This window comes from Arsenicibacter sp. R0_47, from assembly GCF_057652235.1.
In genome coordinates this window covers 191,600-214,339 of the sequence record NZ_JBYFCJ010000009.1, presented here as the reverse complement: position 1 = coordinate 214,339, position 22,740 = coordinate 191,600, and the positions used below count along the sequence as shown (strand labels likewise).

Genomic DNA, 22,740 nt, shown 5'->3' with positions numbered 1-22,740 from the left:
TCAATATGTAACGCAGAATTCAAGAAAATATCTTAAAAATCCTTTTTAATAGCTATTTAATACATACGCTAACAAATGAAAACCAGATTTGTTAGTCTATATGCTGTTCATTAAAGCATAAATAAACATTCGTTACTAATAGTATATTTTTAGAATGCCGGCACTTTTTTGTATTTTTATACCACAGAATATACTTATGCCATGAAGACACTTCCTCTTGAGTTTGATCTGAGTCAGGAAATCCGGCTTGTTTTTGATAAACAGCGTCAGTATGCTCCGCAAATGGCCTTAACGACGGCTACTGAACGCATTGAACGGCTGAACCGGATTGAAAACTGGGTGCTCAATCAGGAGGAGGCAATTTTTAAAGCCTTGTACGATGATTTCCGGAAACCTCCGGCGGAAGTACTGCTGGGTGATCTCGGGATTCTGATGCACGAAATCAAATACGTCCGGAAACACCTCCGGCAGTGGATGCGCCCGCAACGGGTGGCAACTCCCCTGCCGCTGATCGGTACCCGCAGCCATGTGCACCACGAACCCAAAGGCAACGTCCTGATTATTGCCCCGTGGAACTATCCCTTCGGGCTTGTGCTGAAACCACTGGTTTCGGCCATTGCCGCCGGTAACGTGGCGATTCTGAAACCGTCTGAAATGACGCCTCATACTACGGCTCTGATCCAGCGGATGATCCGTGAGCTGTTCCCACTTGAGGAAGTGGCCTTATTCGACGGCGGCGCTGAGGTTTCCAGGGCCTTGCTTGATTTGCCCTTCAACCATATTTTTTTTACCGGAAGTCCGGCTATTGGTAAAGTAGTGATGGCGGCGGCAGCACGTCATCTGGCGTCGGTTACTCTCGAACTGGGCGGTAAATCACCGGTTTTGATTGATGATACTGTCAACCCAAAAACAGCGGCTCAGCAGGTTGCCTGGGCAAAATGCTTCAATAACGGGCAGACCTGCATTGCACCGGATTACGTGCTGATCCATGAGTCAAAAAAAGAAGCCTTTCTGACCGCTTATCAGGATGCCATAAAGGCCATGTACTCACCGGACGGCAAGCCGGTTCAGGAATCGGCCAGCTATAACCGGATCGTGAATCAACGGCATTTTCAGCGGGTTACCGGCCTGATCAGCGATGCGGTAACGCAGGGCGCCCGCATCCGGATCGGCGGCAAAACCGATGCTGCCGACCGGTTTCTGGAACCTACCGTACTCGACAACCTGACCGACGACATGGCCATCATGCACGAAGAGATTTTCGGGCCGGTGTTGCCGGTACTTGCCTACACAACACTCGATGAGGCTCTGCTCCGTATCCGCTCGCGCGAAAAACCGCTGGCGCTTTACATCCAGAGCCGCAGCCAGCGCAACATCGACTACATTATGGCACGGACTACCGCCGGCGACACGGTCATCAACGACCTCATGAGCCAGATTGCGCAGACCTCGCTCCCATTCGGCGGGGTAAACAACAGCGGCATCGGGAAGTCGAACGGCATTTATGGTTTTCAGGAATTCTCGAACCTCCGCGGTGTTGTCCGCCGCGAGTACGGCACCTCGTCCTTTGTTTTTCCGCCGTATACCGGTTTTGTACAGAAGCTTATTTCATTCCTGGTGAAGAAAGGCTGATAAGGGCAGGTCTGCCGTTTGGTGAATTAGGGATATTTCGTTATTTCGTAGCCGATGACTATGAGAACACGACTAACCCTGGCGGGCTGCCTGCTCACCACCCTGAGTGCACTGGCCCAGACGTTTCCTGTACTGCAACAGACACCCGCCGGTTTGCACTGGTACCGGCTGAAAACACCACATTTCCGGGTCCTGTATCCGGAAGGCTTCGAACAGCGGGCGCAGGAAACAGCCCACCGCCTGGAGCAGGTGTATGAACCGGTCAGCGCCTCGCTGGAACGAAAGCCACGGCCGATTTCCGTACTACTGCAAAATCAGACGACCATCAACAATGGCTACGTAACCCTGCTGCCGCGTAAATCAGAGTTTTTTACGGCAACACCGCAGGCGCCATCGCTGACGGGCACCAACCAATGGCTCGACCTGCTGGCTGTGCACGAATACCGCCACGTGGTTCAATATGAAAAAGCGCTGCAAGGCTTTACGGGTCTCGTCCATACGCTTTTCGGAAACTATGCTCAGGCAGGCCTCATGCTGGGCGTACCGGACTGGTTTGCCGAAGGCGACGCGGTTGGCACCGAAACCTTGCTGACCCGGAGCGGCCGCGGCCGGATTCCGAATTTTGATCTCGGCATGCGGGCCAACCGGTTGTCAGGCCAGCATTTTAACTACGCTAAAGCGGTTGCCGGTTCTTATCGCGACAATGTCCCGGACCACTATGTGCTTGGGTATTTCCTGAGCACGAACCTCAAAAACAATTACGGCATCAATGCGTGGAGCTCGGTACTGAACCGGTACTATGCCTTCCCGCTTTATCCGTTTTCCTTTTCCAACAGCCTCAAATCTGTCACAAAATACCGCGTGGAAGAGCTGTACCGGCGGACCATGGCCGACCTGGACGAAACCCTGCGCAAACAACAGGAAAACCTCCGTTTGACCCCCGCCCGCCCGTTTGCATCGCAACCCGAAAAAGGACTGGATGGTAAAGTGGTTTTTACCAATTACCAATACCCGCAGTACCTGTCAGACAGTTCCGTCATCTCCGTCAAAAGCGGGTTGGGTGATATTACACAACTGGTTGCGCTTTCGCCCTCGGGTAAAGAACAAAAGCTCTTTGTGCCCGGTCTGTTCAACGATTCCGAATATTTTTCGGCGGGCGGGAATAAGGCCTGCTGGCTGGAGTACCGGTATCAGCCCCGCTGGAACATGAAAGTCTGGTCGGAAATCCGGGTGCTCGACCTGAAAACCGGTAAACTGTTCGGGCCATACGGACAGCGCTTCTCCGAAAAGAGCCGCTACACCGCCGTGTCGCTCTCACCGGATGGCTCTAAAATTGTCGCCGTCGAAAATACACCGGAGGGGCTCAATAAACTGGTTGTCATCGAAGCCGAAGCCGGTGGCATTGTAAACATAATTGAGAATGCGGCCAACGACATTTACCTGCACCCGCGCTGGAAAGCCGATAACCAGACGATTATTGTCATTACCCAGAAACACGGTAATACGTCGGCACCGGCGGGCAAAACCATACAGGCCATAAACTATGCGTCGGGGACGAAGATTGATGTGTTGCCGCTGACGCAGGAAAACATCAGCCACCCGCAGCCCTGGGGCGATTATGTGCTCTACAATTCCCCGCAATCGGGCATCGACAATATTTACGCCGTTGATACCCGCAACGGTCAGACGTTTCAGGTGACCTCACGGCCTTTCGGTGCGTACCAGGCCGCCGTTTCACCCGATCAGAAACGGATGGTCTTCCAGGATTTTACCGCCGACCGCCGCAAAGGCACCGGCTTCCGGATTGCCGAGATGGCACTGAATCCGGCCGAATGGGTACCCACTACTCAGGTAAAAGACCAGAGTATCCGCTACTTCGGGCCTTCGCTCAACAAGGAGCCGGGGGCCCAGGCAACGCTTTCGGCCTTTAGCCGCCCTTTCCCGAAAGATACGTTCGCCGTTAGCCGGTACCGCCGGTTACCCCATGCGCTCAACCTGCTGGGGTTCGGTCCGGCCGCCGCGTCGGATGGCCAGAATTTCACCGCCTCCCTCGAATCGCAGGACTTACTGGCGACCACCCAGGCATCTGTTGGCTATAGCTTTAATCAGTCGGAGAAAACCGGTACTGTGTTCGGTGCACTAAGCTATCAGGGCCTGTTTCCGGTCTTCGACCTGACCTTCCAGAGCGGCAGCCGGACAACGTCGATCTACATCGACCGCCGGACGCCGCTGGATAGCCTGCGTTCGGATACATGGCAATACAACCAGCTATCGGCCGGTGTCCGGCTGCCCTTTGTGCTGACCCAGTCAAAGTTCCGGCAAAACCTGAACCTATCAGCCTATTATAACCTGATGTCGGTAAAGGGGTATAACCTGCCGGGGCGTTATTACTCGGAAGTCGGGAATGCAGGCAGTGTATCCGCCATGACCTACGGCCTCAGCTACTCGCTGCTGCTGAAACAAAGCAAACGCGATGTGGCGCCACGCTGGGGCATTACACTCGCCGGTGTGCTGCGGCACACGCCGTTCGGCGGTTCCCTATCGGGGCAGCAGTTCGGGGTACAGGGCAATTTATTTTTACCCGGCATCGGCAAACACCATTCTATCCGGCTGCGGGGTGGTTTCCAGCGGCAGAATCAGTTGGAGGCAAATACGTACCGCTTCGCCGGTACGGTATTTTTCCCGCGTGGTCACGCCTACACCAGTCATGACCAGTTGCTGGTTGGCAGCGCGGAATACCGCCTGCCACTGGCCAGCCCGCACTGGACAATCGGTCGCTGGCTGTATATCCAGCGGGTTATAGCTGCCGGCTTTGTGGATGCCGGCAGCGGAAAAAGTATGTACCCGACCTCGTCGGGCCAGCGCCAGGCATTTCAGGAGCAGTTTCAGTCAGTGGGTGCCGATCTGTCGTTTACCTTTAATGTCCTCCGGTTCCGGCAGCCGTTCAGCGTGGGGGTGCGGACGATCTATAATGTCAACACCGGCCTCATGACCTACGAACCACTGGTGCTGGACATCGGTTTCTAAGGCTGCACAATCATCCGGCGGCTTAACCGGTCATTGTTCACCGTTAATGTCAGCAAATACATGCCCGACGGCAGGTTCCAGGCCCGATACATCACCTGATGCGGACCGGCAGCCTGCCGTTCATTTACGATCTCTGCCAGCTCACGGCCCGTCAGGTCTTGTACTGTCAGCCGGACATTACCCGCCCGCAGCAAGGTGTATGCGATCATGGTTTCTTCACTGAACGGATTCGGCGCATTTACCAGCGCCCCGGCCGTTGAAGCGGCTTCTTCGCCCAGAATAAGCATTGTGGAAACCGGATTCGACGGCGCACTTTCGTTATGGAGCCGGTCGAGCGCCGTTACCACGTAGGTATACTGCAATCCGGGTTGCAGAGTCACATCGGTATAGCTGGTTGTGTCAGTCGGTGAAACCGCAAGCAGGTAAGCAGCCTGCGATAAGTCAACCGGTGCATCTTTCGGGAAGCGATACACCGCAAACTGCCGGACAACGTCCATGGGGCCGGTGCTGGGCCGTGGTCTTGTCCAGGTCAGGGTGGCGGTTGTCCGGTCGCTGGTTACGGTCAGTGTCGGGGCAGGTGGTGCCACGGCATCTTTCCAGGTCATGGCGGGCTGGAGCGCCGGCCGGGCAAACAACCGGTTCCGCAGGGAGTCCCGCAACCCGAGCGGATTGCTTATTACGGAGGTAGTATTATACAGAATATTGCCCTGTACATTGGCCATCTGCCGGTTAAACTGAATCTGGTTCGGAATCTGAGTGGGTGTCAGCCAATTGACGTTACTATCGTTATTCACGCGGTAAGCAGCCTGCCCGATGTACAGGTGCCGGCCCGGCGAGGCTTTCATGACGTTGTCCCACCACGGCACCAGCACGGAATAATCGGCAGCGGCAAAGCCTATGTGCCAGTAGACCTGTGGCGCAATGTAGTCGAGCCAGCCCTGCTGAATCCACTTCCGCGAATCGGCATAAATCTCGTTATACCCCTGCAATCCGCTGGTTGCTGACCCGAGCGGCTGCGCCGCGGACCGGTTTTGCCAGATCCCGAACGGCGAAATCCCGAACTTCACGTAGGGCTTAACGGCTTTAATGCTGTCCGAAACCTGTTTTACCAGCAGATCAATATTATCCCGCCGCCAGTCGTCGCGTTTGACAATACCGCGGTTGTGAATGGCATAGGTTGAGTCGTCGGAAAAGCTCAGTCCGGTCTGGGGGTACGGGTAAAAATAATCGTCGAAGTGAATGCCGTCGACGTCATACCGACGCACCACATCCATCACCACTTTTGTCACGTAATTCCGGACATCCGGCAGCCCGGGATTCAGAATACGCAGATTGCCCTGGGCCAGCAGCCAGTCGGGGTGTGTTCTGACAACATGGCCGGGGTCCAGCTGGGCGGTCGTAATGTTGGAAACGGCACGATACGGGTTCATCCACGCGTGAAACTCCATACCACGTTTCCGGCATTCGGTGATCATAAACTGAAGCGGGTCGTAATACGGCTGCGGGGCCTGTCCCTGCTTTCCGGACAGTACTTCAGCCCACGGCTCCAGCGTACTTGGATAGGTAGCATCACACACACTGCGGATCTGTACCACAACGGCGTTGATACCCGCCTGCTGATGTTGATTGAGAATATTGATAAACTGTTGTTGCTGCTGGTCGGCCGATAACCCTTTACGCGTGGGCCAGTCAATGTTGCCGACCGTCGCAATCCATGCGCCCCGGAACTCCCGCTTGGGCTGGGCATAGGTATGAAAACCAATCAGGAAGAGAAGAGTAATAAACGTTATGTGCTTCATAAAGTATGCGGAGTATAATGTAAAAAAGCTGTGTTCCCACAGCTTTTCAGAATCTGTTTATACCGGAAATTAAGGATAAATCTCTCGTTTTGCCGATTTCAGGGTGTTCTGCATCAGCGAGCAGATTGTCATCAGACCAACACCGCCCGGCACCGGCGTAATAAAACTTGCCTTCGGCGCTACTTCGTCGAACTTTACGTCACCTTTCAGGGCAAAGCCGCTTTTCTTAGTCGCATCCGGCACGCGCTCCAGACCCACGTCAATGACAACTGCACCTTCTTTCACCATGTCGGCAGTCACGAATTCCGGACGACCCAGCGCGGCCACCAGAATATCGGCAGAGCGGCAGATTTCGGCCAGGTTCTTTGTCCGGCTATGGGTAATTGTTACGGTACTGTTGCCGGGATACGTGTTGCGCTGCATCAGAATGCTCATCGGTAAGCCAACGATCTGGCTGCGGCCTACCACCACACAATGCTTGCCGGCCGTTTCGATATTGTACCGCTTCAGCATTTCCAGAATACCCTGCGGCGTCGCCGAGATGTAGGCTGGCAGCCCTTTGGCCATCCGGCCGATATTGATCGGATGGAAGCCGTCTACATCCTTGGCAGGCGCAATGGTTTCCATTACCTTATCAGCCGATATATGGTCCGGCAACGGCAGCTGAACAATCAGACCGTCCATATCCGGATCGTCGTTTACTTTCCGCACAGCATCCAGAAGCTCGTCTTCCGTTACGGAATCATCAAAACGAATCAGGGTTGACGTCATGCCAACCTCTTCGCAACTCTTCATTTTGCTGGCCACATAGGTCTCACTCCGACCCAGTGTACCGACCAGAATTGCCACTAAATGCGGGATTTTCCCGCCGGCTTCCCGGATTTCTGCGACCTCTGCCGCAATTTCCTGCTTGATCTGTGCTGAAAGAAACTTTCCGTCTAATAACTGCATACTATCTCTGAATAACCGATCGGAACCGTTACGTATCAAAATAAGCACGAAAGTACGACGGATTCTGCAATTAGGCCAAAAGCGTTGTTGCCGCAAACCGTAAAACCATCCTTATATAAACTGAAAATCCCGGCCGGCAAACGCCAGCCGGGATGTATCCCTAATCCACACTATGGCAAGGCCACAGTAAGAGTAATAACGTATTTTTGACACTAATAGATTTGTAAGCAGCTGCTTACAGTTATTTTTTCGCCTTCTTCGCGGCGGTGGCGGTCTTTGCAGCTGGTTTAGCCGCCGTTTTTGCCGTGGCTTTTTTCGGCGCATCCGCTGATTTTTCCGCTTTACCTTTTCCTTTTTCAGCCGCCGGTTCACCGGCCAGCGCCAGACAGTCTTCCAGCGTCAGTGTGGCCGGATCGGTATCTTTCGGGATTTTAATATTCCGCTTACCAACCGCGATATAGGGCCCATACATGCCGTTTACCACCTTAACCGACGGATTTTCGGCAAACTCCTTAATGTATTTGTTACTTTCGGCCTGCCGCTTCTGTTGAATCAGTTCAATCGCACGGTCCAGCGTGATACCCGCCAGGGTGTCTCCTTTCGGCAGCGAAATGTATTTGTCTTCAAACTTCACATACGGGCCAAACCGGCCTTTTCCCGTCGAAACCGGCTTGCCTTCGAATTCGCCCAGCGTATCGCTTGCCGACTCCGCCCGCTTCTGCTGAATCAGTTCGATAGCCCGCTCCGCCGACACCGTATACGGATCGTCGTCTTTCGCCAGGGAGACGTATTTGTCATCGTGCTTGACATACGGGCCGAATTTACCCACCCCGATAATCATCGGCTTGTCCTCAAAGAAACCGGCTTCGCGGGGCAGGGCAAACAGATCAAGCGCTTCCTGCAACGAAATCGTTTCGATCAGCTGATCCTTGCGCAGGTTGGCAAATTGTGGTTTCTCTTCGTCTGTGGCTTCTCCGATCTGCACATACGCGCCATACCGGCCCAGACGGGCGGATACCTTCTTACCGGTCCGCGGGTCGAGACCCAGTTCACGGGCGCCGGTTTTAAACGACGCAACCGAAGTACCCTGAATAGTTTCGACGTTCTGGTGGAAATCACCGTAGAACGATTCAAGCATTTTCTGCCAGTCGAGCTTGCCTTCCGCGATTTCGTCAAACTCCTTTTCGACCGAAGCCGTAAATTTAAAGTCAACGATGTCCGGGAAGTATTCAACGAGGAAGTCGTTCACCACAACCCCCGTATTGGTCGGGAACAGCTTTGACTTTTCAGAGCCAAACGTTTCCTTACCTACCGTTTCGTCAATTTGCCCGCGCTGCAAGGTCATTTCCTTAAACTCGCGCTGCTGGCCGGGCCGGTCTTCCTTAATGACATACCCCCGGTTGATAATGGTCGAAATGGTTGGTGCATAGGTCGATGGCCGGCCGATGCCCATTTCTTCCAGCTTCTTCACCAGACTGGCTTCCGCATAGCGTGGCTGAGGGCGGGTAAATTTCTCGGTTGCCTTCATCTGACCCAGATTCAGGTTCTGGCCGATCAGCAACGGCGGCAGCATGCCTTTAGCCTCCTCGTCTTCGTCGTCCTTCGACTCCAGATAGACTTTCAGGAAGCCATCGAATTTGATCACCTCTCCCTGTGCGACCAGTTCTTCCGGCGTGGTAGAAATAGCTATAGTTGCTGTTGTACGTTCCAGCTGGGCGTCGGCCATCTGCGAGGCAATCGACCGTTTCCAGATCAGTTCATACAATCGTTTTTCGTCTTTATTGGCACCGGCCGACCGGTCACTGAAGTTAGTTGGCCGGATGGCTTCGTGCGCTTCCTGCGCCGACTCGTTTTTGGTGCGGTACTGACGGGTAAAGACGTACCGGCTCCCGAACTCGGTTTCAATTTCGGCCTTAGCCTTATCAATGGCCTCCTGCGACAGGCTGGTCGAGTCAGTACGCATGTACGAAATCTTACCGGCTTCGTAGAGTGCCTGCGCCAGACGCATGGTACGGTCCACCGAGAAGCTCAGTTTCCGTGATGCTTCCTGCTGAAGGGTCGATGTGGTAAACGGAGGCGCCGGTGATTTCTTTGCCGGTTTTGTCTCCAGGTTCTTAATGCTGAAAACGGCCGCCACGCAACGCTCCAGAAACGTACGGGCCTCGGCCTGCGTCGCAAAGTTTTTCGGCAACTCTGCATTCAGGACCTTGTTACCGTCAACAATAAACTGAGCCGTAACCTTGAAGCTTGATTTCGACTGGTGCTTTTCGATTTCGCGCTCGCGCTCAACCACCAACCGCAGGGCTACCGATTGTACACGCCCTGCCGACAGACCGGTGCTGCCGCCCTTGATTTTACGCCACAATACCGGCGACAACTCATAGCCTACCAGCCGATCCAGCACACGGCGGGCCTGCTGGGCATTTACCAGATCCAGATCAATGGTACGGGGTGCCTGAATCGAGTTCAGAATGGCATTTTTGGTAATCTCGCGGAAAACAATCCGTTTGGTATTTTCACGCAGCCCCAGGGCCTCCTTCAGGTGCCAGGAAATGGCCTCTCCTTCGCGGTCATCATCCGTTGCGAGCCAGACCTCCTCGGCATCCTTAGCCAGTTTTTTCAGCTCACTTACCAACTGCCGCTTATCGGGTGAAACTTCATAGGAAGGCCGGAAGCCGTTCTGTACATCTACAGCCATACCGTCTTTCGGCAGGTCACGGACGTGCCCGAAGCTCGATTTAACCGTAAAGTCTTTTCCTAAATATCCTTCAATCGTCTTCGCCTTCGCCGGCGATTCAACAATGACTAAGTTTTTTGTCATAATACAGGTTGCAGGTTGTTTTCACCACGACCAATCTACCTTTTACGTACGCATAGTTTGGGCTATATGCGGCCCCAAAACCCATCTTTTGCGCCAAAGATAGGATCAAAATTAGTATTGCAAACAAAATATGAACGAAGTTGCCAGCCGGACAGCGGGAAGATGGGGTCTTCAAATAATCGTTTTTCGGTGCGATTGTTTGGGCATCGGCTATACTTTTTAAACATCTTTTCCCGCATTTTCGTTCGGTTTTCCCGGGCAGAAAGCCCCTCTGGTGTTGTTTTAAAACGGATTTTACACGCGGCCGTGGCTTTTTTACCTGATACGGCCGAAACGGTAAAAGCGTTTCAGCCGCAACCGGATACAGAGAACCGGTTACAAGGCCGGAACTTTACTCTACATTTTATGTAGATAAATTACCTCACCCCTGCCGCTCACTGTGACGTTAGCATCCTGACTATCAGCACATGGCATAGTTATTGACTGTAAATGAGCATGTTACACTTTAAAAATGCTCAATGTTATGGCTTCGTTAATGGACAAAATTTCGAACTTCTTTAGTGGTAATGATACGGATACCGAAGGCTTGCGCGGTTTATTTATTCATGAACTGCGCGGAATTTATTATACGGAAACACATTTAGTCGATGCACTGGCTGAACTGGCCGATGCGTCGACCACTGATGAAGTCAGAAACGGGTTTCTGCAACACCAGCAGGAAACGCGTGGCCACGTAGAGCGGCTTGAGCGTGTGTTCCGCAGTCTGAACCTCGATGTTGATGATATGACCTGCGAAGCGGTAGACGGTATGATTTCCGATACCCGCACCGTTATTTCCAATACGGAATCAGGTTCGCTCACCCGCGACGCTGCACTGATCATCTGCGGCCAGAAAGCCGAGCATCACGAAATTGCCGCTTACGGTTCGCTGGTAACCCTTGCTCATGTGCTCGGGTATGCAGAAGCCGCTCAATGGCTCGACCAGACATTACAGGAAGAGAAAAACACCGATAAAAAACTGACTCAGCTGGCTGAATCATTCATTAATCAGCGGGCAGCCGGCGAAAACGATCAAACCACACCATACAAAAACGATAATGACGATGACCTGACAACCGATGGTGGCATGTTCGACCCGACGTATCGTCGCAGTCAGGATGCCACATTGGGTGGTATGTCCGGTATTTAACAGAGTACGTTTAGATATCCACATCAAAAAAGGCGGCTTTCGATCTGAAGCCGCCTTTTTACATACCGGAACTCACTATTTCACCAAATTTTTCCTTTACAGAAAACCGGATCAATAAAGAACCAGCTTCTCTCCTGCTTAACAATATTACCTTTCCCTTCTATTCTGTTCTTATACACCTGCATCTTCTTCGGCCAGCAGCGAATCATCAGCTTCCGGCATAGCCAGGTCACCGTCATCGCCCATGGCATCGTTTTCTTTGATGAGCGTGGCTTCCGCCAGCTCAATACGTTCCGGATCGGGCAGATTGCCGTCGTTGTTTCCTACACTTTCGGCCGATCCGTGTGCCCCGTCATCGGGAACCATATTTTCTGAATCACTGACCTGCTCCGACAGCATATCCTGCTGATCAGGAATCTGCATTGGTCCGCCGGTGTCTGACTGATACGTTCGGGGTTGATGCATCATCGCATCCTGATTGACATTTTCCATGTTCGTTGAGTGTTTTACCGGAAACACCTGCTGCCGGTTATGTCAACAAACCCGAAAACGCAACGTACTGTTTTACCCCCGGCAGAAAGCTTCCCACAACCGGTTATACAGTTTCCGTGCATAGGTCTGAATCTCGTGCTGCGACCCGTTGATCGAAAACGGCACAAAATTCCGGTCAGCTTTCGACAGTGCTTCAACCCGGATTGTACGGCCGGATGTACCCGATAAAATACCTTTTTTAACACACCCCGTTAGCCGGATACCGGCATCCGGTAAATCTTTCTGGCATGTATCTACTCCCTTTACAGAGGCTAGTTCGGTCGTAAACTGCTGCAATTGCTGCGCGTCATACCATGATAACGGCGGCAACTGGAGACAATCATCCTGAATATCACTGCGATATAAGAATTCAACGGACAAAGGAGAGTTTCCCCGGTTTCGGTTCAGGATTACCTGGGTGTCAAGTAAATCGTGCGATGCCGTTCCGATTGTATTCAGTTCAATATTCATAACTGATGCCGTATGTTTTAAGTTAATTAGAGGTTGTATGTGTTTTTCTATTGTGTGCGTTAATGACCTTACAAATCTAACGAATGTTTAAAAATCAGTGAACATTCGCTAATTATTTATTTTTCGCATTTATCGAACGGCTCTCCATTCATGTTTTATATCGCGTTTAGTCCCGTTTATGCCCTTTCACTACCGGAAGGACACCGTTTTCCTATGCTTAAGTATGAACTGATTCCGGAACAATTGCTTTACGAAGGCACCTGCACGCCGGCGGATTTTCATGAGCCTGCTCCCGTTAACGATGATTGGGTACTTGGTGTTCATACTTCCACGTATGTGGACCAGCTGAAGACGCTCAGTGCGCCGGCGGCCATGGTGCGCCGCATCGGTTTTCCGCTGACAACTGAGCTGATTCAGCGGGAATGGATCATCACGCAGGGAACGATCGACTGTGCGCTGCACGCCCTTGCTCATGGCGTCGGGATGAATATTGCCGGCGGCACACACCACGCCTACCCTGACCGCGGTGAGGGCTTTTGTTTGCTCAATGATGTTGGTGTGGCTTCCTATTACCTGCTGACCAACCGGAAAGCCAGAAAAATACTGGTCATCGATCTGGATGTGCACCAGGGCAACGGTACGGCTGTGATGTTTGCCGGCGATGAACGGGTCTTTACTTTCAGCATGCACGGCAAAGACAATTACCCGCTCCGGAAAGAGCACTCCGACCTCGACATTGAACTCGCTACCGGCACCGGCGATGATGCGTACCTGACCACACTCACCCAAACACTCCCCCGCCTGATTGAGGCCCAAAAGCCTGATTTCCTGTTTTTTATTTCCGGTGTTGATATCCTGTCAACCGACCGGCTCGGCAAACTCAGTGTCAGCCGCGAAGGATGCCGCCAGCGCGATGCCTTTGTGTTTGATCAGGCCATCCGGTACGGTTTACCCATTGTGGTATCCATGGGCGGCGGGTACTCGCCCCGAATCGCTGACATTGTGGACGCTCACTGTAATACGTTCAGAATAGCGGTCAGCAAATTCGGTTAATGCAGAAACGCGCTCTGTCAGCCTGACGATTATTTTTTGTTTAAGATTTCATAAACAAACATTAAACAACTATGTTTGCATAGTTAAATGAAATCTATTCACTACTAAATAACGTCATGAAGTACCTAATTACTCTGATAGTATACTTTTCTTTTCTGATATATGGCTTCGCACAACAGGCACCTACCGGTATCATCACCGGAACAGTACGGGATAAAAATACGCAGGAGCCGTTGATCGGGGTTGCCATACAGATTGACGGCAAGCCGATTGGCACGATAACCGGCACTGATGGCAGTTACCGGCTTGTTGCGCCGGTCGGCAGTTATAACCTTAAAGCATCGTTTGTCGGCTTCCAGCCACAGGTTAAGTTTAACATTAACCTGACATCCGGTAACACCAGTCAAATTAACTTTGAACTGGTCGAAGAACAGGCTCAGCTCTCGGAGGTAACGGTTAAATCGACCCGCAATACGGCAGCGGTCACCACGCTTGAAACGCCGAATTCCATTCAGCGCCTGTCAACGGAGGAGATTCGTTCGAATCCGGGCGGCAACTTTGATATTTCGCGGGTGATTCAGTCTCTGCCGGGTGTCGGTGGTACGTCGGGGTCGGTCGGTGGTTTCCGCAACGACATTATTATCCGGGGCGGGGCGCCGAACGAAAACGTTTTTTACCTCGACGGCATCGAAATTCCGGTGATTAACCACTTCTCAACGCAGGGCGCTTCGGGTGGTCCTACGGGTATACTCAACGTATCGTTCATTGAAGACGTGACCTTGTCGTCATCCAGCTTTGATGCCCGTTACGACAATGCACTGGCCTCCGTATTTCAGTTTAAGCAGCGGCAGGGTAATCAGGAACGGCTTTCAGGTAACGTGCGGCTGAGCGGCACCGAACTCGCCGGCACGCTCGAAGGTCCGCTGTCGTCGAAAACAAACTTTATTGCTTCGGCCCGCCGGTCGTACCTGCAACTGCTCTTTTCGGCGCTGGATTTACCGATCCGCCCGAACTACTGGGATTTCCAGTATAAAGTCACCCACAAGCTGAACGCCAAAACGACCATTACGGCCCTCGGCGTGGGGGCCATTGATGAATTCAGTTTTGCGGTTCCCAAAGAATCGACGCCCGAAAACGATTACATCCTGCGCTCAAACCCGACGATTAACCAATGGAACTACACCGTAGGATTCGCCATTAAGCGCCTGATTAATAAAGGCTATATCAACCTTGCCATCAGCCGCAATCACTTCAACAACCGCCTCGACCGCTTCGAAGACCGGCAGGAAGGAGACGAATCACGGCGGGCATTGGGTATCAGCTCAAACGAGATTGAGAATAAACTCCGGCTGGATGTTAACCGCTTTGTCGATGGCTGGAAGTTTTCATACGGAGCCGTTGCGCAATATGTGCAGTTCGACAATAAGGTATTCAACAAAATCCGGAACCAGATTACGGCCGCCAACGGAACCGTTGTCCAGCCGGCCGTGGTCCTGAACTTTGCCAGCAATCTGAATTTCTGGCGGCTCGGCGCGTTCGGACAGGTAGCGAAAAGCTTCGTCAACGACCGGCTGAGCCTGTCGGCCGGCATCCGGTCGGATATGAACTCTTTCACCGATACCGGTCTGAATCCGCTGCAAACCCTTTCGCCCCGGGCGGCCCTGTCGTATGCCCTGACCAGCAAATGGACCCTGAATGCCTCGGTTGGCCGTTACTTTAAGCTGCCGGTTTACACCGTATTAGGGTATAAAGACGCACAATCCGGTCAGTTTGTGAACCGTAATAACAAATACATCAGTTCGAATCATTATGTGGCGGGGGTTGAGTATTTACCGCAGCCTAGCCGCCGCTTTACCCTGGAAGGTTTCTATAAACGCTACAGCAACTACCCGGTTTCGGTCCGCGACGGCATTTCGCTCGCCAACCAGGGCGGTGATTTCGGCTCCATCGGCAACGAAGCCGTTAACAGCAACGGCAAGGGGCAGGCGTTCGGCATGGAGTTTCTGTTCCAGCAAAAACTGACGAAAAACCTGTTTGCGGTTCTCTCCTACACCTATGTGCGCAGCGAATTCTCCGGCAGATCGGGCCAACTGGTGCCGTCGGCCTGGGACAACCGCCATCTGGTGTCAGGGTTACTGGGCCGCAAGTTCGGCAAGGGTTGGGAAATGGGGCTGCGCTACCGCTTTGCCGGCGGTGCGCCGTATACGCCGTTTGATCTGGTTGCCTCGCAGCAGAACTTTCAGTCAGTCGGGCGCGGGCTGCTCGATTATTCGCAGCTGAACACCCTGCGGTTAGGCAACTTCAGCCAGTTCGACTTCCGGATTGACAAGAAATGGAATTATCGCCGCGCCACGCTGGACCTGTTCTTTGATGTCAGCAATGCGTTTGTGCAGAAAAGTCCGGCCTACCCGCAGTATACGTTTACGCGCAATGCGGATAACACAGGCTTTGCCACCACCGATGGCCAGGCGCTCCGGCCTGACGGCAGTAACGCGATCCCGCTGATCCTGCAGAACAACGACCCGAGCGTGGTGCCGACAATTGGCTTTATTGTTGAGTTTTAGTGCTTCTTTCCTGGTTCAGCCGGTCGATGTTTCCGAACATCCAGCCCCCGATTTCCAGCGCTTTAGCCTTGATAAAATCGGCGCGCGGACCGGCAAACAAGGCATCGACGGTACCGAACCAGATACTGAGCCAATGCTCAAAATGTTCTTTCTGAAACGGGTGCGTCTGGTTTTTTTCCAGATGCGCCCACATCAGCCCTCCCCCGTAATTCCCCGTCTGAAATAACCAGTTTTCCCAGAAGTTATAGGTCCGGTTCAGGTGATACTCCCAGCGGTCGGGCGGCAGATTGAAAACGGGCGCCAGTAAGGCATCCTTATGGACGTATTCGTAGAAGGTAGTAACGAGCCGCTCAATGTCGGCGCGGCTGTTAATGTCGGGGCGTTCGGCAGGTGATTCCATTGAACAAAGTTCGGCGTTTTGCCGGAAATCCGTAGGGCTTTATTCGTACTTTTGTGCTTTGGCAGCCCGCGCCGTACAACCGTGGTCTGCGATTCACTTAGCACAGAACAGACAATGCCAACCTGGTTTCAAGGTAAGATTAAGTACCAAAAAGAAGAGATTGTCACCGACCGGCAGGGCGATCAGGTGAAGATGAAAACCATCAGCGAAGCGTATATGCTGGATGCCGTTTCATTTACCGACGCCGAAGCCCGTCTGTATCAGGAGGTGGCCGCCAACACACCCGAATTTACGGTTGCCAACATCAGCAAGATGAAACTCGCCGACGTTTTTTTCATCGACGAAGGCGGCGAAACCTGGTATAAATGCAAGGTTGTTTTCACGACCGAAGACGACAAGGGCCGTGAGAAAAAGCTGGTGAATATGATGCTGATCAACGCCGAATCGGTGAAGCAGGCCTATGACCGGCTTGAAACCAGCCTGAAAACCATTCTGATGCCTTACGAAATCACCGACATCAACCGCACGGCCATTCTGGACATTTTCCCGTATACGGAAGAAGATAAAATCGGCCCGAACCTGCGCCCGATTTCGGAAGTAATTAAAGAAAACGAGTAACCCGTACCCGTTCAGGTCATGTACCACATAGTCAACCGGCCTGCATATTGTTTATAAACCTATGCTTTCTGCTGTGACTATGTGGTATACGAAAACCACGAAACGTCCGATCAGACAAGCCCCTGATAACAGGCCAGTTTGTCCGGATTCCGCACGTAGTACATCCCCCTGACCCGAAAATTCTCATCGTAATCGAACACGACTATCGTATTAATTGTCAGGTCTGTTTTTTGCTTCAGCACCAGCCCGTATGTGTTGTTCATTGCGTGCAGTTCGTACTGAAAATCATGCCCGAACTTATTAAATAAGCTGGTAATGAAGGCGATGCAGTTTTGCTTACCGACCACCGGCTTACGGGCGGCCACCACTTTACCGCCGCCATCTGAGTAAATCACAATATCGTCTTTCAGGTAATTCAGCAGCGTTTCGACATCTCCTTTTGCGCAGACATCCAGAAAAATAGTGGTAAACCGGCGGCAGGCGTCCGGTTCGGGGCTTTTAGCGGCAGGCTTAGCGGCAATTTTCTCTTTGGCCCGCTGGAACAGCTTCCGGCAATGATCAGGTTTCAGGGCGACAATCTCTGCAATTTCATCATACTCGTAATCCAGCGTTTCCCGCAGGATAAAAACGGCACGCTCAACGGGGTTCAGTTGCTGCAACAAAACGACCACGGCATACGACACATCCTGCTGATGGACATCCGGAAAATGCCCCTGTAACAACGGCACCGGCAGGTCGATACCGTCGTAAACGATGTGTTTCCGCTTCTCAATCAGCGTCAGGCACTTATTCATCACCGCTTTAGTGAGGTAATGCTCAACCTGCCGGATCGGCTGATCGTCTTTGTCCGAAAGCGCAATGTATAAATCCTGAAGAATGTCTTCGGCGTCCATCACGTTTTTGGTCATTTTATAGGCAATCGAAAATAGCATCGGCTTGTGCGCGGCATAGCCAGTCAACAGACTCATTTTTCCTGCATTTACAGTTATAATCCCTTTCCCTGAAACGGTGCAATGACCTGCTGGTATTCCTCCGGTATGCTCCGGAAACGCAGAAAATCGGTAAGGCCCAGAATAATCAGTACCGACACGATTGTCCCTGTCAGCCCAATAATCAGCGTCATATTCCGGTTACCGGTTTTCCGGTAGTGAATCGCGGCAACATGCCAGGAAATGCCCGCCACGGCAGCAAAATAGTACGGGAAGAAGTAGAGACCAGCCGGAAAATAATTTACGCCGACCGCACCCAGATTTACATTAGAATCCAGCTGGTACCCATACCGGCAATACATAACGGCAGTAATGTGTACGACCAGAAAATACGCCATATAGGCCCCTGAATAAAGCTGTATTTTCTCCGGCAAGCTCCGTTTCTTCCTGACAAAAAGCAATTTAACGCCCGAGACTACCTGCGACAGAGAAGCCGCCAGCAGGATGCATTCCGCCACCGGGTGCCGGTACACCCGCCGGAACGCATCCATAACAGCCATGTAGTTGTCCATGCCGGTCAGCGATACCAGGTGATTGGTGATGTGAAAAAAAATAAATACGGATAAGGTCACTCCCGAAACGTAGTGCCATTGTTTTACGGGTATATGCATTGTCATTTGCAGAAAAATCAGTGTTGAACATCAATTTTCAGCAAAGACCGGCGAGGACGTTTTTTTGTGACAGAAAAGGAGAAAAAATAGTTGGGCCCTGTCATGCAGGACATGGCTTATTTTGAAAAAACATATTCCATATTTGCTTTTACAGGAGCGGTTATCTTTGGCACCACCGACATAAAGGCAAACCATTCTCCCCCATATCCCTGTGATGACTGCTGACCGGTAACTTTTACCGTCAGGGTATGGCTTCCATCAGCTAATTTTACCAGGCTCTGTTCCATTGCCCTGATATTCACCGGCGAATTTACAAACCGTCCGTAATCCGCTTTCATTCCGATCAACAATGTATGTGTGGTAAAATCAATTTCCGGCAATGGCTCTGTAATGGAGCACGGGAAAAAGGCCGTGTAAGCCGCGGAATCATTGATGATCCGTACAACAACCGGAGACTCATCTCTATACCGGTCACTGTACCATTGCTGCAGCAGACAATCCAGCTGAGAACCTTTAAAACTGATATTCACCTGGCTGATATTCGGCGTTTTAGCAATTCCTGAATCAGGTTGCTGCGCCGAAGGAGCTGTTTGTTTACAGGCAATCAGAAGAAAGAAAAAGGCAGTAGTCAAGAGGAAATGTGTGTATTTCATGGGGCAGACGTTTATCCCATTAACGCAATTACTTATCCTTATTGTACAATGGAATACTAATTTTACTTAATCAAATACAGTATTTAACACGTTAGCCCATGACGATTCCCTTCCTCCTGCCTCTTTCGCTGGCGTTCGCGGCGATGACCGAAATTCCACCCGTGAAGCAACCGTCTTTCACCCGTTATTTTGTGGCCGCCGAAAGCTTTGAATCGGTAGATGTATTCGACGTAAACCGCGATGGCAAGCCTGATCTGGTCTCGGGCGATTTCTGGTATGCGGGTCCAACCTTCCGGCAGCGCTACCTCATCGGCAATCAGAAGCGGTATGACCAGTATTACGATGATTTTTCAACCATCCCGATGGATGTCAACGGCGACGGCCGTACCGATTTTATTACCGGTGGCTGGTGGGGCGAGAGCCTGCGCTGGGTCGAAAATCCGGCGGACCCTAAACAGCCCTGGTCTGCGCACGAGTTTGCTAAAACCGGCAATATTGAAACCACCCGCCCGTGGGATGTCGACGGCGATGGCACCCCTGAGATTGTGCCCAACAACCCCGGTAAACCGCTGAAATATTTCAAACTGACGTCGCCCGGCCAGTTCAGGCAAGTTGATGTAGCCCCCACCCAGGGCCACGGCTTAGGCTTCGGCGATGTCAACGGCGACGGGCGCGGCGATTTTATCGTGAGTGATGGCTGGCTTGAGGCCCCGGCTAACCGGGAGAGTGGCCCCTGGACATTACACAAGGACTTTTCCCTCGGGTCGGCCAGCGTTCCGATTCTGGTGGTGGATGTCAACGGCGACGGGCGTAATGACCTGATTGTCGGGCAGGGCCACGGCTACGGGCTGCACTGGTATGAGCAGCAGGCTCCCATGCAGGGAAAACGGCAGTGGATAAAGCACACGATTGATGACAAAAACTCCCAATACCACGTCATGGAATGGCTCGATATCGACGGCGATGGTAAATCAGAACTCCTGACGGGCAAACGGTACCGGGCGCACAATGACAATGACCCCGGCTCCGACGATCCGGTGGGGATTTACCTGTTCCATTGGGATGGCAAACAGTTTCAGAAGCAAACCATTGCCTTCGGACCGGCGGGAACGGGGAAAGGCACCGGCATTTACCTGAGTGTGGCCGATTTACGGCAGAATGGTAAGAAAGATATAATTGTTGCCGGTAAAGACGGGCTGGTGGTGTTCTATCAGAATTAAAAAAAACGGGTTATGATTCTGATTTACAGACCTGCAAATCAGAATCATAACCCGTTAACGCCGGTTAATACTACACCGACATAATATCTTTTTCCTTAGCGACGAATGCCTCGTCAACACGGGCAATAAACCCATCGGTCAGCTTCTGAACGCGTTCTTCGCCCAGTTTCACCTCATCTTCCGAAACACCTTCTTTCGTCAGTTTACGGATCGATTCGTTGGTGTCCTTCCGGATGTTCCGGACGTTTACCTTAGCGACTTCGATTTCCTGCTTTACTTTTTTCACCAGATCGCGGCGGCGTTCTTCGGTCAGTACCGGAATGCTTAACCGGATTACTTCACCGTCGTTGGAAGGTGCCAGTCCCAGGTTGCTGTTACGGATTGCTTTTTCCAGTTCACCGATCATTTTGCGTTCGAACGGTTTGATGGCAATCGTACGGGCATCCGGCGTAGTAACAGAAGCAACGTTGTTGACCGGCGACATAACGCCGTAATATTCAACCTGAAGCCCGTCGAGCATGCTGGCAGAGGCCCGTCCGGCCCGGATTTTTGACAGCTCAATCGAGAGGTGCTTCAACGCCTTTTCCATTGTGTCTTTGGCGTCCTCTAAGAATAATTCAATCTCTTCCATTTTGTTAGTGATCAATGCGTAGCCAGCAATCGTCAGGGATTTGTTCGGCTGGTGATGCCTGACGCGTTAAACAGTTTCAAGCGGTAAATCCACCGTAATCAGTGTGCCGATGTCTTCGCCTTCAACCAGTTTCAGCAAATTACCCTTCTGGTTCATATCGAACACGATGATTGGCAAGTTGTTTTCCTGGCATAACGTAAAGGCCGTCAGATCCATGACACTCAGTTTCTTTTCCAGTACATCCTTAAACGTAATGGTGTTGTAGCGTGTGGCTGTTTTGTCCTTCATCGGATCGGCGGTATATACCCCGTCCACTTTTGTACCTTTCAGGACCACATCCGCTTCAATCTCAATAGCCCGTAAGCTTGCCGTCGTGTCGGTTGTAAAGTACGGGTTACCGGTTCCGGCTCCGAAAATGACAACCCGCCCCTTTTCGAGGTGACGAACGGCGCGGCGGCGTACATACGGTTCACAGACCTGTTCCATTTTAATGGCCGACATGACCCGCGTGTACATGCCCTGGCGCTCACAGGCACTCTGGATCGCCATCGCGTTGATGACCGTTGCCAGCATACCCATGTAATCACCCTGCACCCGGTCGATGCCCGAGCGCTCTCCCGTTACCCCGCGGAAGATGTTGCCGCCGCCGATAACGATCGCTACCTGAACACCGAGGTCGACGACTTGTTTGATTTCAAGGGCATATTGCTCCAGAACAGCTGTGCTGATACCGGACCCGTCGGTGCCAGCCAGAGCCTCTCCGCTCAGCTTGAGCAGGATTCGGTTATACTTCAGTTGATGAGCCATGTAGGGAATTTTGGCCGCAAAGATAGGAAAAAGGCAAAAGGGACAAAAGGTAAGCTGAGGAAGGAGTCCGGCAAATAATGCTTTTTTATCCTCCGATCAGCGTTCCTGTTGTCCCTTCCGGACGTGTCGGTTATACAAACTCAATGAGTACCTGATTTTTCTCAACCCGGTCGCCTTTGGTAACGCGGATGGATTTAATAGTGCCTTCGCCGGGCGATTTAATGTTATTTTCCATCTTCATCGCCTCCAGAATCAGGACACTATCGCCTTTCGTCACCACATCGCCGGGCTGCACATTTACACTCACGATCAGGCCCGGCATCGGTGCTTTCAGGTCATTCAGCTTCGAAGTAGCCGCACTGCTCATGCCCATCTGCTCGAGCAGCATGTCGAACCGGTCTTTGAGGGCTACTTCATGAATGTGCTGATTGATTTTGAGACTGATCTTTTTCTCAGCCGTATCCACACCCAGTACCTCGGCCGTAAATGACCGGTCATTGTGCAGGATGTGAAATGTCCGGTCTGAGAGCCGGACGAGGTTCCAGTTAAACGGTTCATCATTCAGCACCGGTGAACCTCCGGTGAAGGCTACCTGCTGCGGTGCACCTCCGTTTACGGTTGCTTGATACATTGTAGTTTCGAGGTTTAAAGGTAGAGCCGCAAGATATTGCGGCTCAGGCAATAGCTTGCAGCTAAGATAATACCTTGCGGTTCAGGCAAGATATTGCAAAAAAGACAAGCCACAAAAACGAGCCGCAAAATTCTGCGGATTG

The 22,740-nt window shown here is 52.1% G+C and carries 19 protein-coding genes; 7 read left to right on the top strand and 12 right to left on the bottom strand.

What is annotated here, in order from left to right:
* Nucleotides 1–201: 201 nt before the first annotated feature.
* Together AC23NW_RS17575 and AC23NW_RS17570 are read left to right on the top strand one after the other, a co-directional pair.
* Nucleotides 202–1,632: an aldehyde dehydrogenase family protein gene (locus AC23NW_RS17575; RefSeq protein ID WP_487450929.1), complete on the top strand. Its 1,431-nt coding sequence runs from the start codon at nt 202–204 to the stop codon at nt 1,630–1,632.
* 60 nt (nt 1,633–1,692) lie between these two features.
* A complete protein-coding gene (locus tag AC23NW_RS17570; RefSeq protein WP_487450928.1) occupies nt 1,693–4,659 on the top strand; it encodes a TolB family protein in 2,967 nt (988 codons plus the stop codon).
* Here the strand turns inward: AC23NW_RS17570 and AC23NW_RS17565 are convergent.
* The 3 genes from AC23NW_RS17565 to topA form a co-directional block, all read right to left on the bottom strand.
* Entirely contained in the window at nt 4,656–6,458 is a 1,803-nt protein-coding gene (locus AC23NW_RS17565; RefSeq protein ID WP_487450926.1) for a family 10 glycosylhydrolase, read from the bottom strand. The two genes, AC23NW_RS17570 and AC23NW_RS17565, sit on opposite strands and share 4 nt — an antisense overlap.
* A 69-nt stretch (nt 6,459–6,527) precedes the next feature.
* Nucleotides 6,528–7,409, bottom strand: a complete 882-nt coding sequence (locus AC23NW_RS17560; RefSeq protein ID WP_487450925.1) for a bifunctional 5,10-methylenetetrahydrofolate dehydrogenase/5,10-methenyltetrahydrofolate cyclohydrolase — start codon at nt 7,407–7,409, stop codon at nt 6,528–6,530.
* 241 nt (nt 7,410–7,650) lie between these two features.
* A complete protein-coding gene (topA, locus tag AC23NW_RS17555) occupies nt 7,651–10,230 on the bottom strand; it encodes a type I DNA topoisomerase (RefSeq protein WP_487450923.1) in 2,580 nt (859 codons plus the stop codon).
* A 523-nt stretch (nt 10,231–10,753) separates the two neighbouring features.
* Between topA and AC23NW_RS17550 the strand changes: the two genes are divergently transcribed.
* Nucleotides 10,754–11,419 (top strand): YciE/YciF ferroxidase family protein, encoded by a 666-nt coding sequence (locus tag AC23NW_RS17550; RefSeq protein WP_487450922.1) that lies wholly within the window; start codon nt 10,754–10,756, stop codon nt 11,417–11,419.
* A gap of 171 nt (nt 11,420–11,590) precedes the next feature.
* On the opposite strand, the gene AC23NW_RS17545 is transcribed toward AC23NW_RS17550, so the two are convergent.
* The gene (locus AC23NW_RS17545) at nt 11,591–11,911 is read right to left on the bottom strand and encodes a hypothetical protein (protein WP_293843487.1); all 321 of its coding nucleotides are present in this window, start codon (nt 11,909–11,911) and stop codon (nt 11,591–11,593) included.
* A gap of 72 nt (nt 11,912–11,983) precedes the next feature.
* Complete coding sequence (locus AC23NW_RS17540) at nt 11,984–12,421, bottom strand: hypothetical protein (RefSeq protein WP_487450921.1); 438 nt, start codon at nt 12,419–12,421, stop codon at nt 11,984–11,986.
* A gap of 150 nt (nt 12,422–12,571) precedes the next feature.
* On the opposite strand from AC23NW_RS17540, the gene AC23NW_RS17535 reads away from it, so the two are divergent.
* Together AC23NW_RS17535 and AC23NW_RS17530 are read left to right on the top strand one after the other, a co-directional pair.
* Entirely contained in the window at nt 12,572–13,474 is a 903-nt protein-coding gene (locus AC23NW_RS17535; protein WP_487450919.1) for a histone deacetylase family protein, read from the top strand.
* A 116-nt stretch (nt 13,475–13,590) separates the two neighbouring features.
* Complete coding sequence (locus AC23NW_RS17530; protein WP_487450918.1) at nt 13,591–16,038, top strand: TonB-dependent receptor; 2,448 nt, start codon at nt 13,591–13,593, stop codon at nt 16,036–16,038.
* Here AC23NW_RS17530 and AC23NW_RS17525 read toward each other — a convergent pair.
* Nucleotides 16,022–16,438, bottom strand: a complete 417-nt coding sequence (locus AC23NW_RS17525; protein WP_293843479.1) for a group III truncated hemoglobin — start codon at nt 16,436–16,438, stop codon at nt 16,022–16,024. The two genes, AC23NW_RS17530 and AC23NW_RS17525, sit on opposite strands and share 17 nt — an antisense overlap.
* 114 nt (nt 16,439–16,552) lie before the next feature.
* Here AC23NW_RS17525 and AC23NW_RS17520 point away from each other — a divergent pair, with 114 nt between their 5' ends.
* A complete protein-coding gene (locus AC23NW_RS17520; RefSeq protein WP_487450917.1) occupies nt 16,553–17,056 on the top strand; it encodes a DUF4494 domain-containing protein in 504 nt (167 codons plus the stop codon).
* Nucleotides 17,057–17,166: 110 nt separating this feature from the next.
* On the opposite strand, the gene AC23NW_RS17515 is transcribed toward AC23NW_RS17520, so the two are convergent.
* From AC23NW_RS17515 to AC23NW_RS17505, 3 genes are all read right to left on the bottom strand, one after another.
* A complete protein-coding gene (locus tag AC23NW_RS17515) occupies nt 17,167–18,024 on the bottom strand; it encodes a sigma-70 family RNA polymerase sigma factor (RefSeq protein WP_487450916.1) in 858 nt (285 codons plus the stop codon).
* 17 nt (nt 18,025–18,041) lie between these two features.
* Nucleotides 18,042–18,656 carry a hypothetical protein gene (locus AC23NW_RS17510; protein WP_487450915.1) on the bottom strand — a complete coding sequence of 205 codons (615 nt, stop codon included), beginning with the start codon at nt 18,654–18,656 and terminating at the stop codon, nt 18,042–18,044.
* A gap of 116 nt (nt 18,657–18,772) precedes the next feature.
* Entirely contained in the window at nt 18,773–19,309 is a 537-nt protein-coding gene (locus tag AC23NW_RS17505) for a hypothetical protein (RefSeq protein ID WP_487450914.1), read from the bottom strand.
* A gap of 98 nt (nt 19,310–19,407) precedes the next feature.
* Here AC23NW_RS17505 and AC23NW_RS17500 point away from each other — a divergent pair, with 98 nt between their 5' ends.
* Complete coding sequence (locus AC23NW_RS17500; protein ID WP_487450913.1) at nt 19,408–20,529, top strand: FG-GAP repeat domain-containing protein; 1,122 nt, start codon at nt 19,408–19,410, stop codon at nt 20,527–20,529.
* Nucleotides 20,530–20,599: 70 nt separating this feature from the next.
* Here the strand turns inward: AC23NW_RS17500 and frr are convergent, their stop codons facing one another.
* The 3 genes from frr to AC23NW_RS17485 form a co-directional block, all read right to left on the bottom strand.
* Nucleotides 20,600–21,160: a ribosome recycling factor gene (frr, locus tag AC23NW_RS17495; protein WP_487450912.1), complete on the bottom strand. Its 561-nt coding sequence runs from the start codon at nt 21,158–21,160 to the stop codon at nt 20,600–20,602.
* Between the two features lie 66 nt (nt 21,161–21,226).
* Nucleotides 21,227–21,967: a UMP kinase gene (pyrH, locus tag AC23NW_RS17490; RefSeq protein WP_293843996.1), complete on the bottom strand. Its 741-nt coding sequence runs from the start codon at nt 21,965–21,967 to the stop codon at nt 21,227–21,229.
* A 130-nt stretch (nt 21,968–22,097) separates the two neighbouring features.
* Nucleotides 22,098–22,598 carry an acyl-CoA carboxylase biotin carboxyl carrier protein subunit gene (locus AC23NW_RS17485; protein ID WP_487450911.1) on the bottom strand — a complete coding sequence of 167 codons (501 nt, stop codon included), beginning with the start codon at nt 22,596–22,598 and terminating at the stop codon, nt 22,098–22,100.
* Between the last annotated feature and the right edge of the window lie 142 nt (nt 22,599–22,740).

What these genes read in the sequence shown, in the direction of transcription:
- AC23NW_RS17575 (WP_487450929.1), top strand. Translation starts at nt 202, where the DNA reads ATGAAGACACTTCCTCTTGAGTTTGATCTGAGTCAGGAAATCCGGCTT.
- AC23NW_RS17570 (WP_487450928.1), top strand. Translation starts at nt 1,693, where the DNA reads ATGAGAACACGACTAACCCTGGCGGGCTGCCTGCTCACCACCCTGAGT.
- AC23NW_RS17565 (WP_487450926.1), bottom strand. Translation starts at nt 6,458, where the DNA reads ATGAAGCACATAACGTTTATTACTCTTCTCTTCCTGATTGGTTTTCAT.
- AC23NW_RS17560 (WP_487450925.1), bottom strand. Translation starts at nt 7,409, where the DNA reads ATGCAGTTATTAGACGGAAAGTTTCTTTCAGCACAGATCAAGCAGGAA.
- topA (WP_487450923.1), bottom strand. Translation starts at nt 10,230, where the DNA reads ATGACAAAAAACTTAGTCATTGTTGAATCGCCGGCGAAGGCGAAGACG.
- AC23NW_RS17550 (WP_487450922.1), top strand. Translation starts at nt 10,754, where the DNA reads ATGGCTTCGTTAATGGACAAAATTTCGAACTTCTTTAGTGGTAATGAT.
- AC23NW_RS17545 (WP_293843487.1), bottom strand. Translation starts at nt 11,911, where the DNA reads ATGGAAAATGTCAATCAGGATGCGATGATGCATCAACCCCGAACGTAT.
- AC23NW_RS17540 (WP_487450921.1), bottom strand. Translation starts at nt 12,421, where the DNA reads ATGAATATTGAACTGAATACAATCGGAACGGCATCGCACGATTTACTT.
- AC23NW_RS17535 (WP_487450919.1), top strand. Translation starts at nt 12,572, where the DNA reads ATGTTTTATATCGCGTTTAGTCCCGTTTATGCCCTTTCACTACCGGAA.
- AC23NW_RS17530 (WP_487450918.1), top strand. Translation starts at nt 13,591, where the DNA reads ATGAAGTACCTAATTACTCTGATAGTATACTTTTCTTTTCTGATATAT.
- AC23NW_RS17525 (WP_293843479.1), bottom strand. Translation starts at nt 16,438, where the DNA reads ATGGAATCACCTGCCGAACGCCCCGACATTAACAGCCGCGCCGACATT.
- AC23NW_RS17520 (WP_487450917.1), top strand. Translation starts at nt 16,553, where the DNA reads ATGCCAACCTGGTTTCAAGGTAAGATTAAGTACCAAAAAGAAGAGATT.
- AC23NW_RS17515 (WP_487450916.1), bottom strand. Translation starts at nt 18,024, where the DNA reads ATGAGTCTGTTGACTGGCTATGCCGCGCACAAGCCGATGCTATTTTCG.
- AC23NW_RS17510 (WP_487450915.1), bottom strand. Translation starts at nt 18,656, where the DNA reads ATGCATATACCCGTAAAACAATGGCACTACGTTTCGGGAGTGACCTTA.
- AC23NW_RS17505 (WP_487450914.1), bottom strand. Translation starts at nt 19,309, where the DNA reads ATGAAATACACACATTTCCTCTTGACTACTGCCTTTTTCTTTCTTCTG.
- AC23NW_RS17500 (WP_487450913.1), top strand. Translation starts at nt 19,408, where the DNA reads ATGACGATTCCCTTCCTCCTGCCTCTTTCGCTGGCGTTCGCGGCGATG.
- frr (WP_487450912.1), bottom strand. Translation starts at nt 21,160, where the DNA reads ATGGAAGAGATTGAATTATTCTTAGAGGACGCCAAAGACACAATGGAA.
- pyrH (WP_293843996.1), bottom strand. Translation starts at nt 21,967, where the DNA reads ATGGCTCATCAACTGAAGTATAACCGAATCCTGCTCAAGCTGAGCGGA.
- AC23NW_RS17485 (WP_487450911.1), bottom strand. Translation starts at nt 22,598, where the DNA reads ATGTATCAAGCAACCGTAAACGGAGGTGCACCGCAGCAGGTAGCCTTC.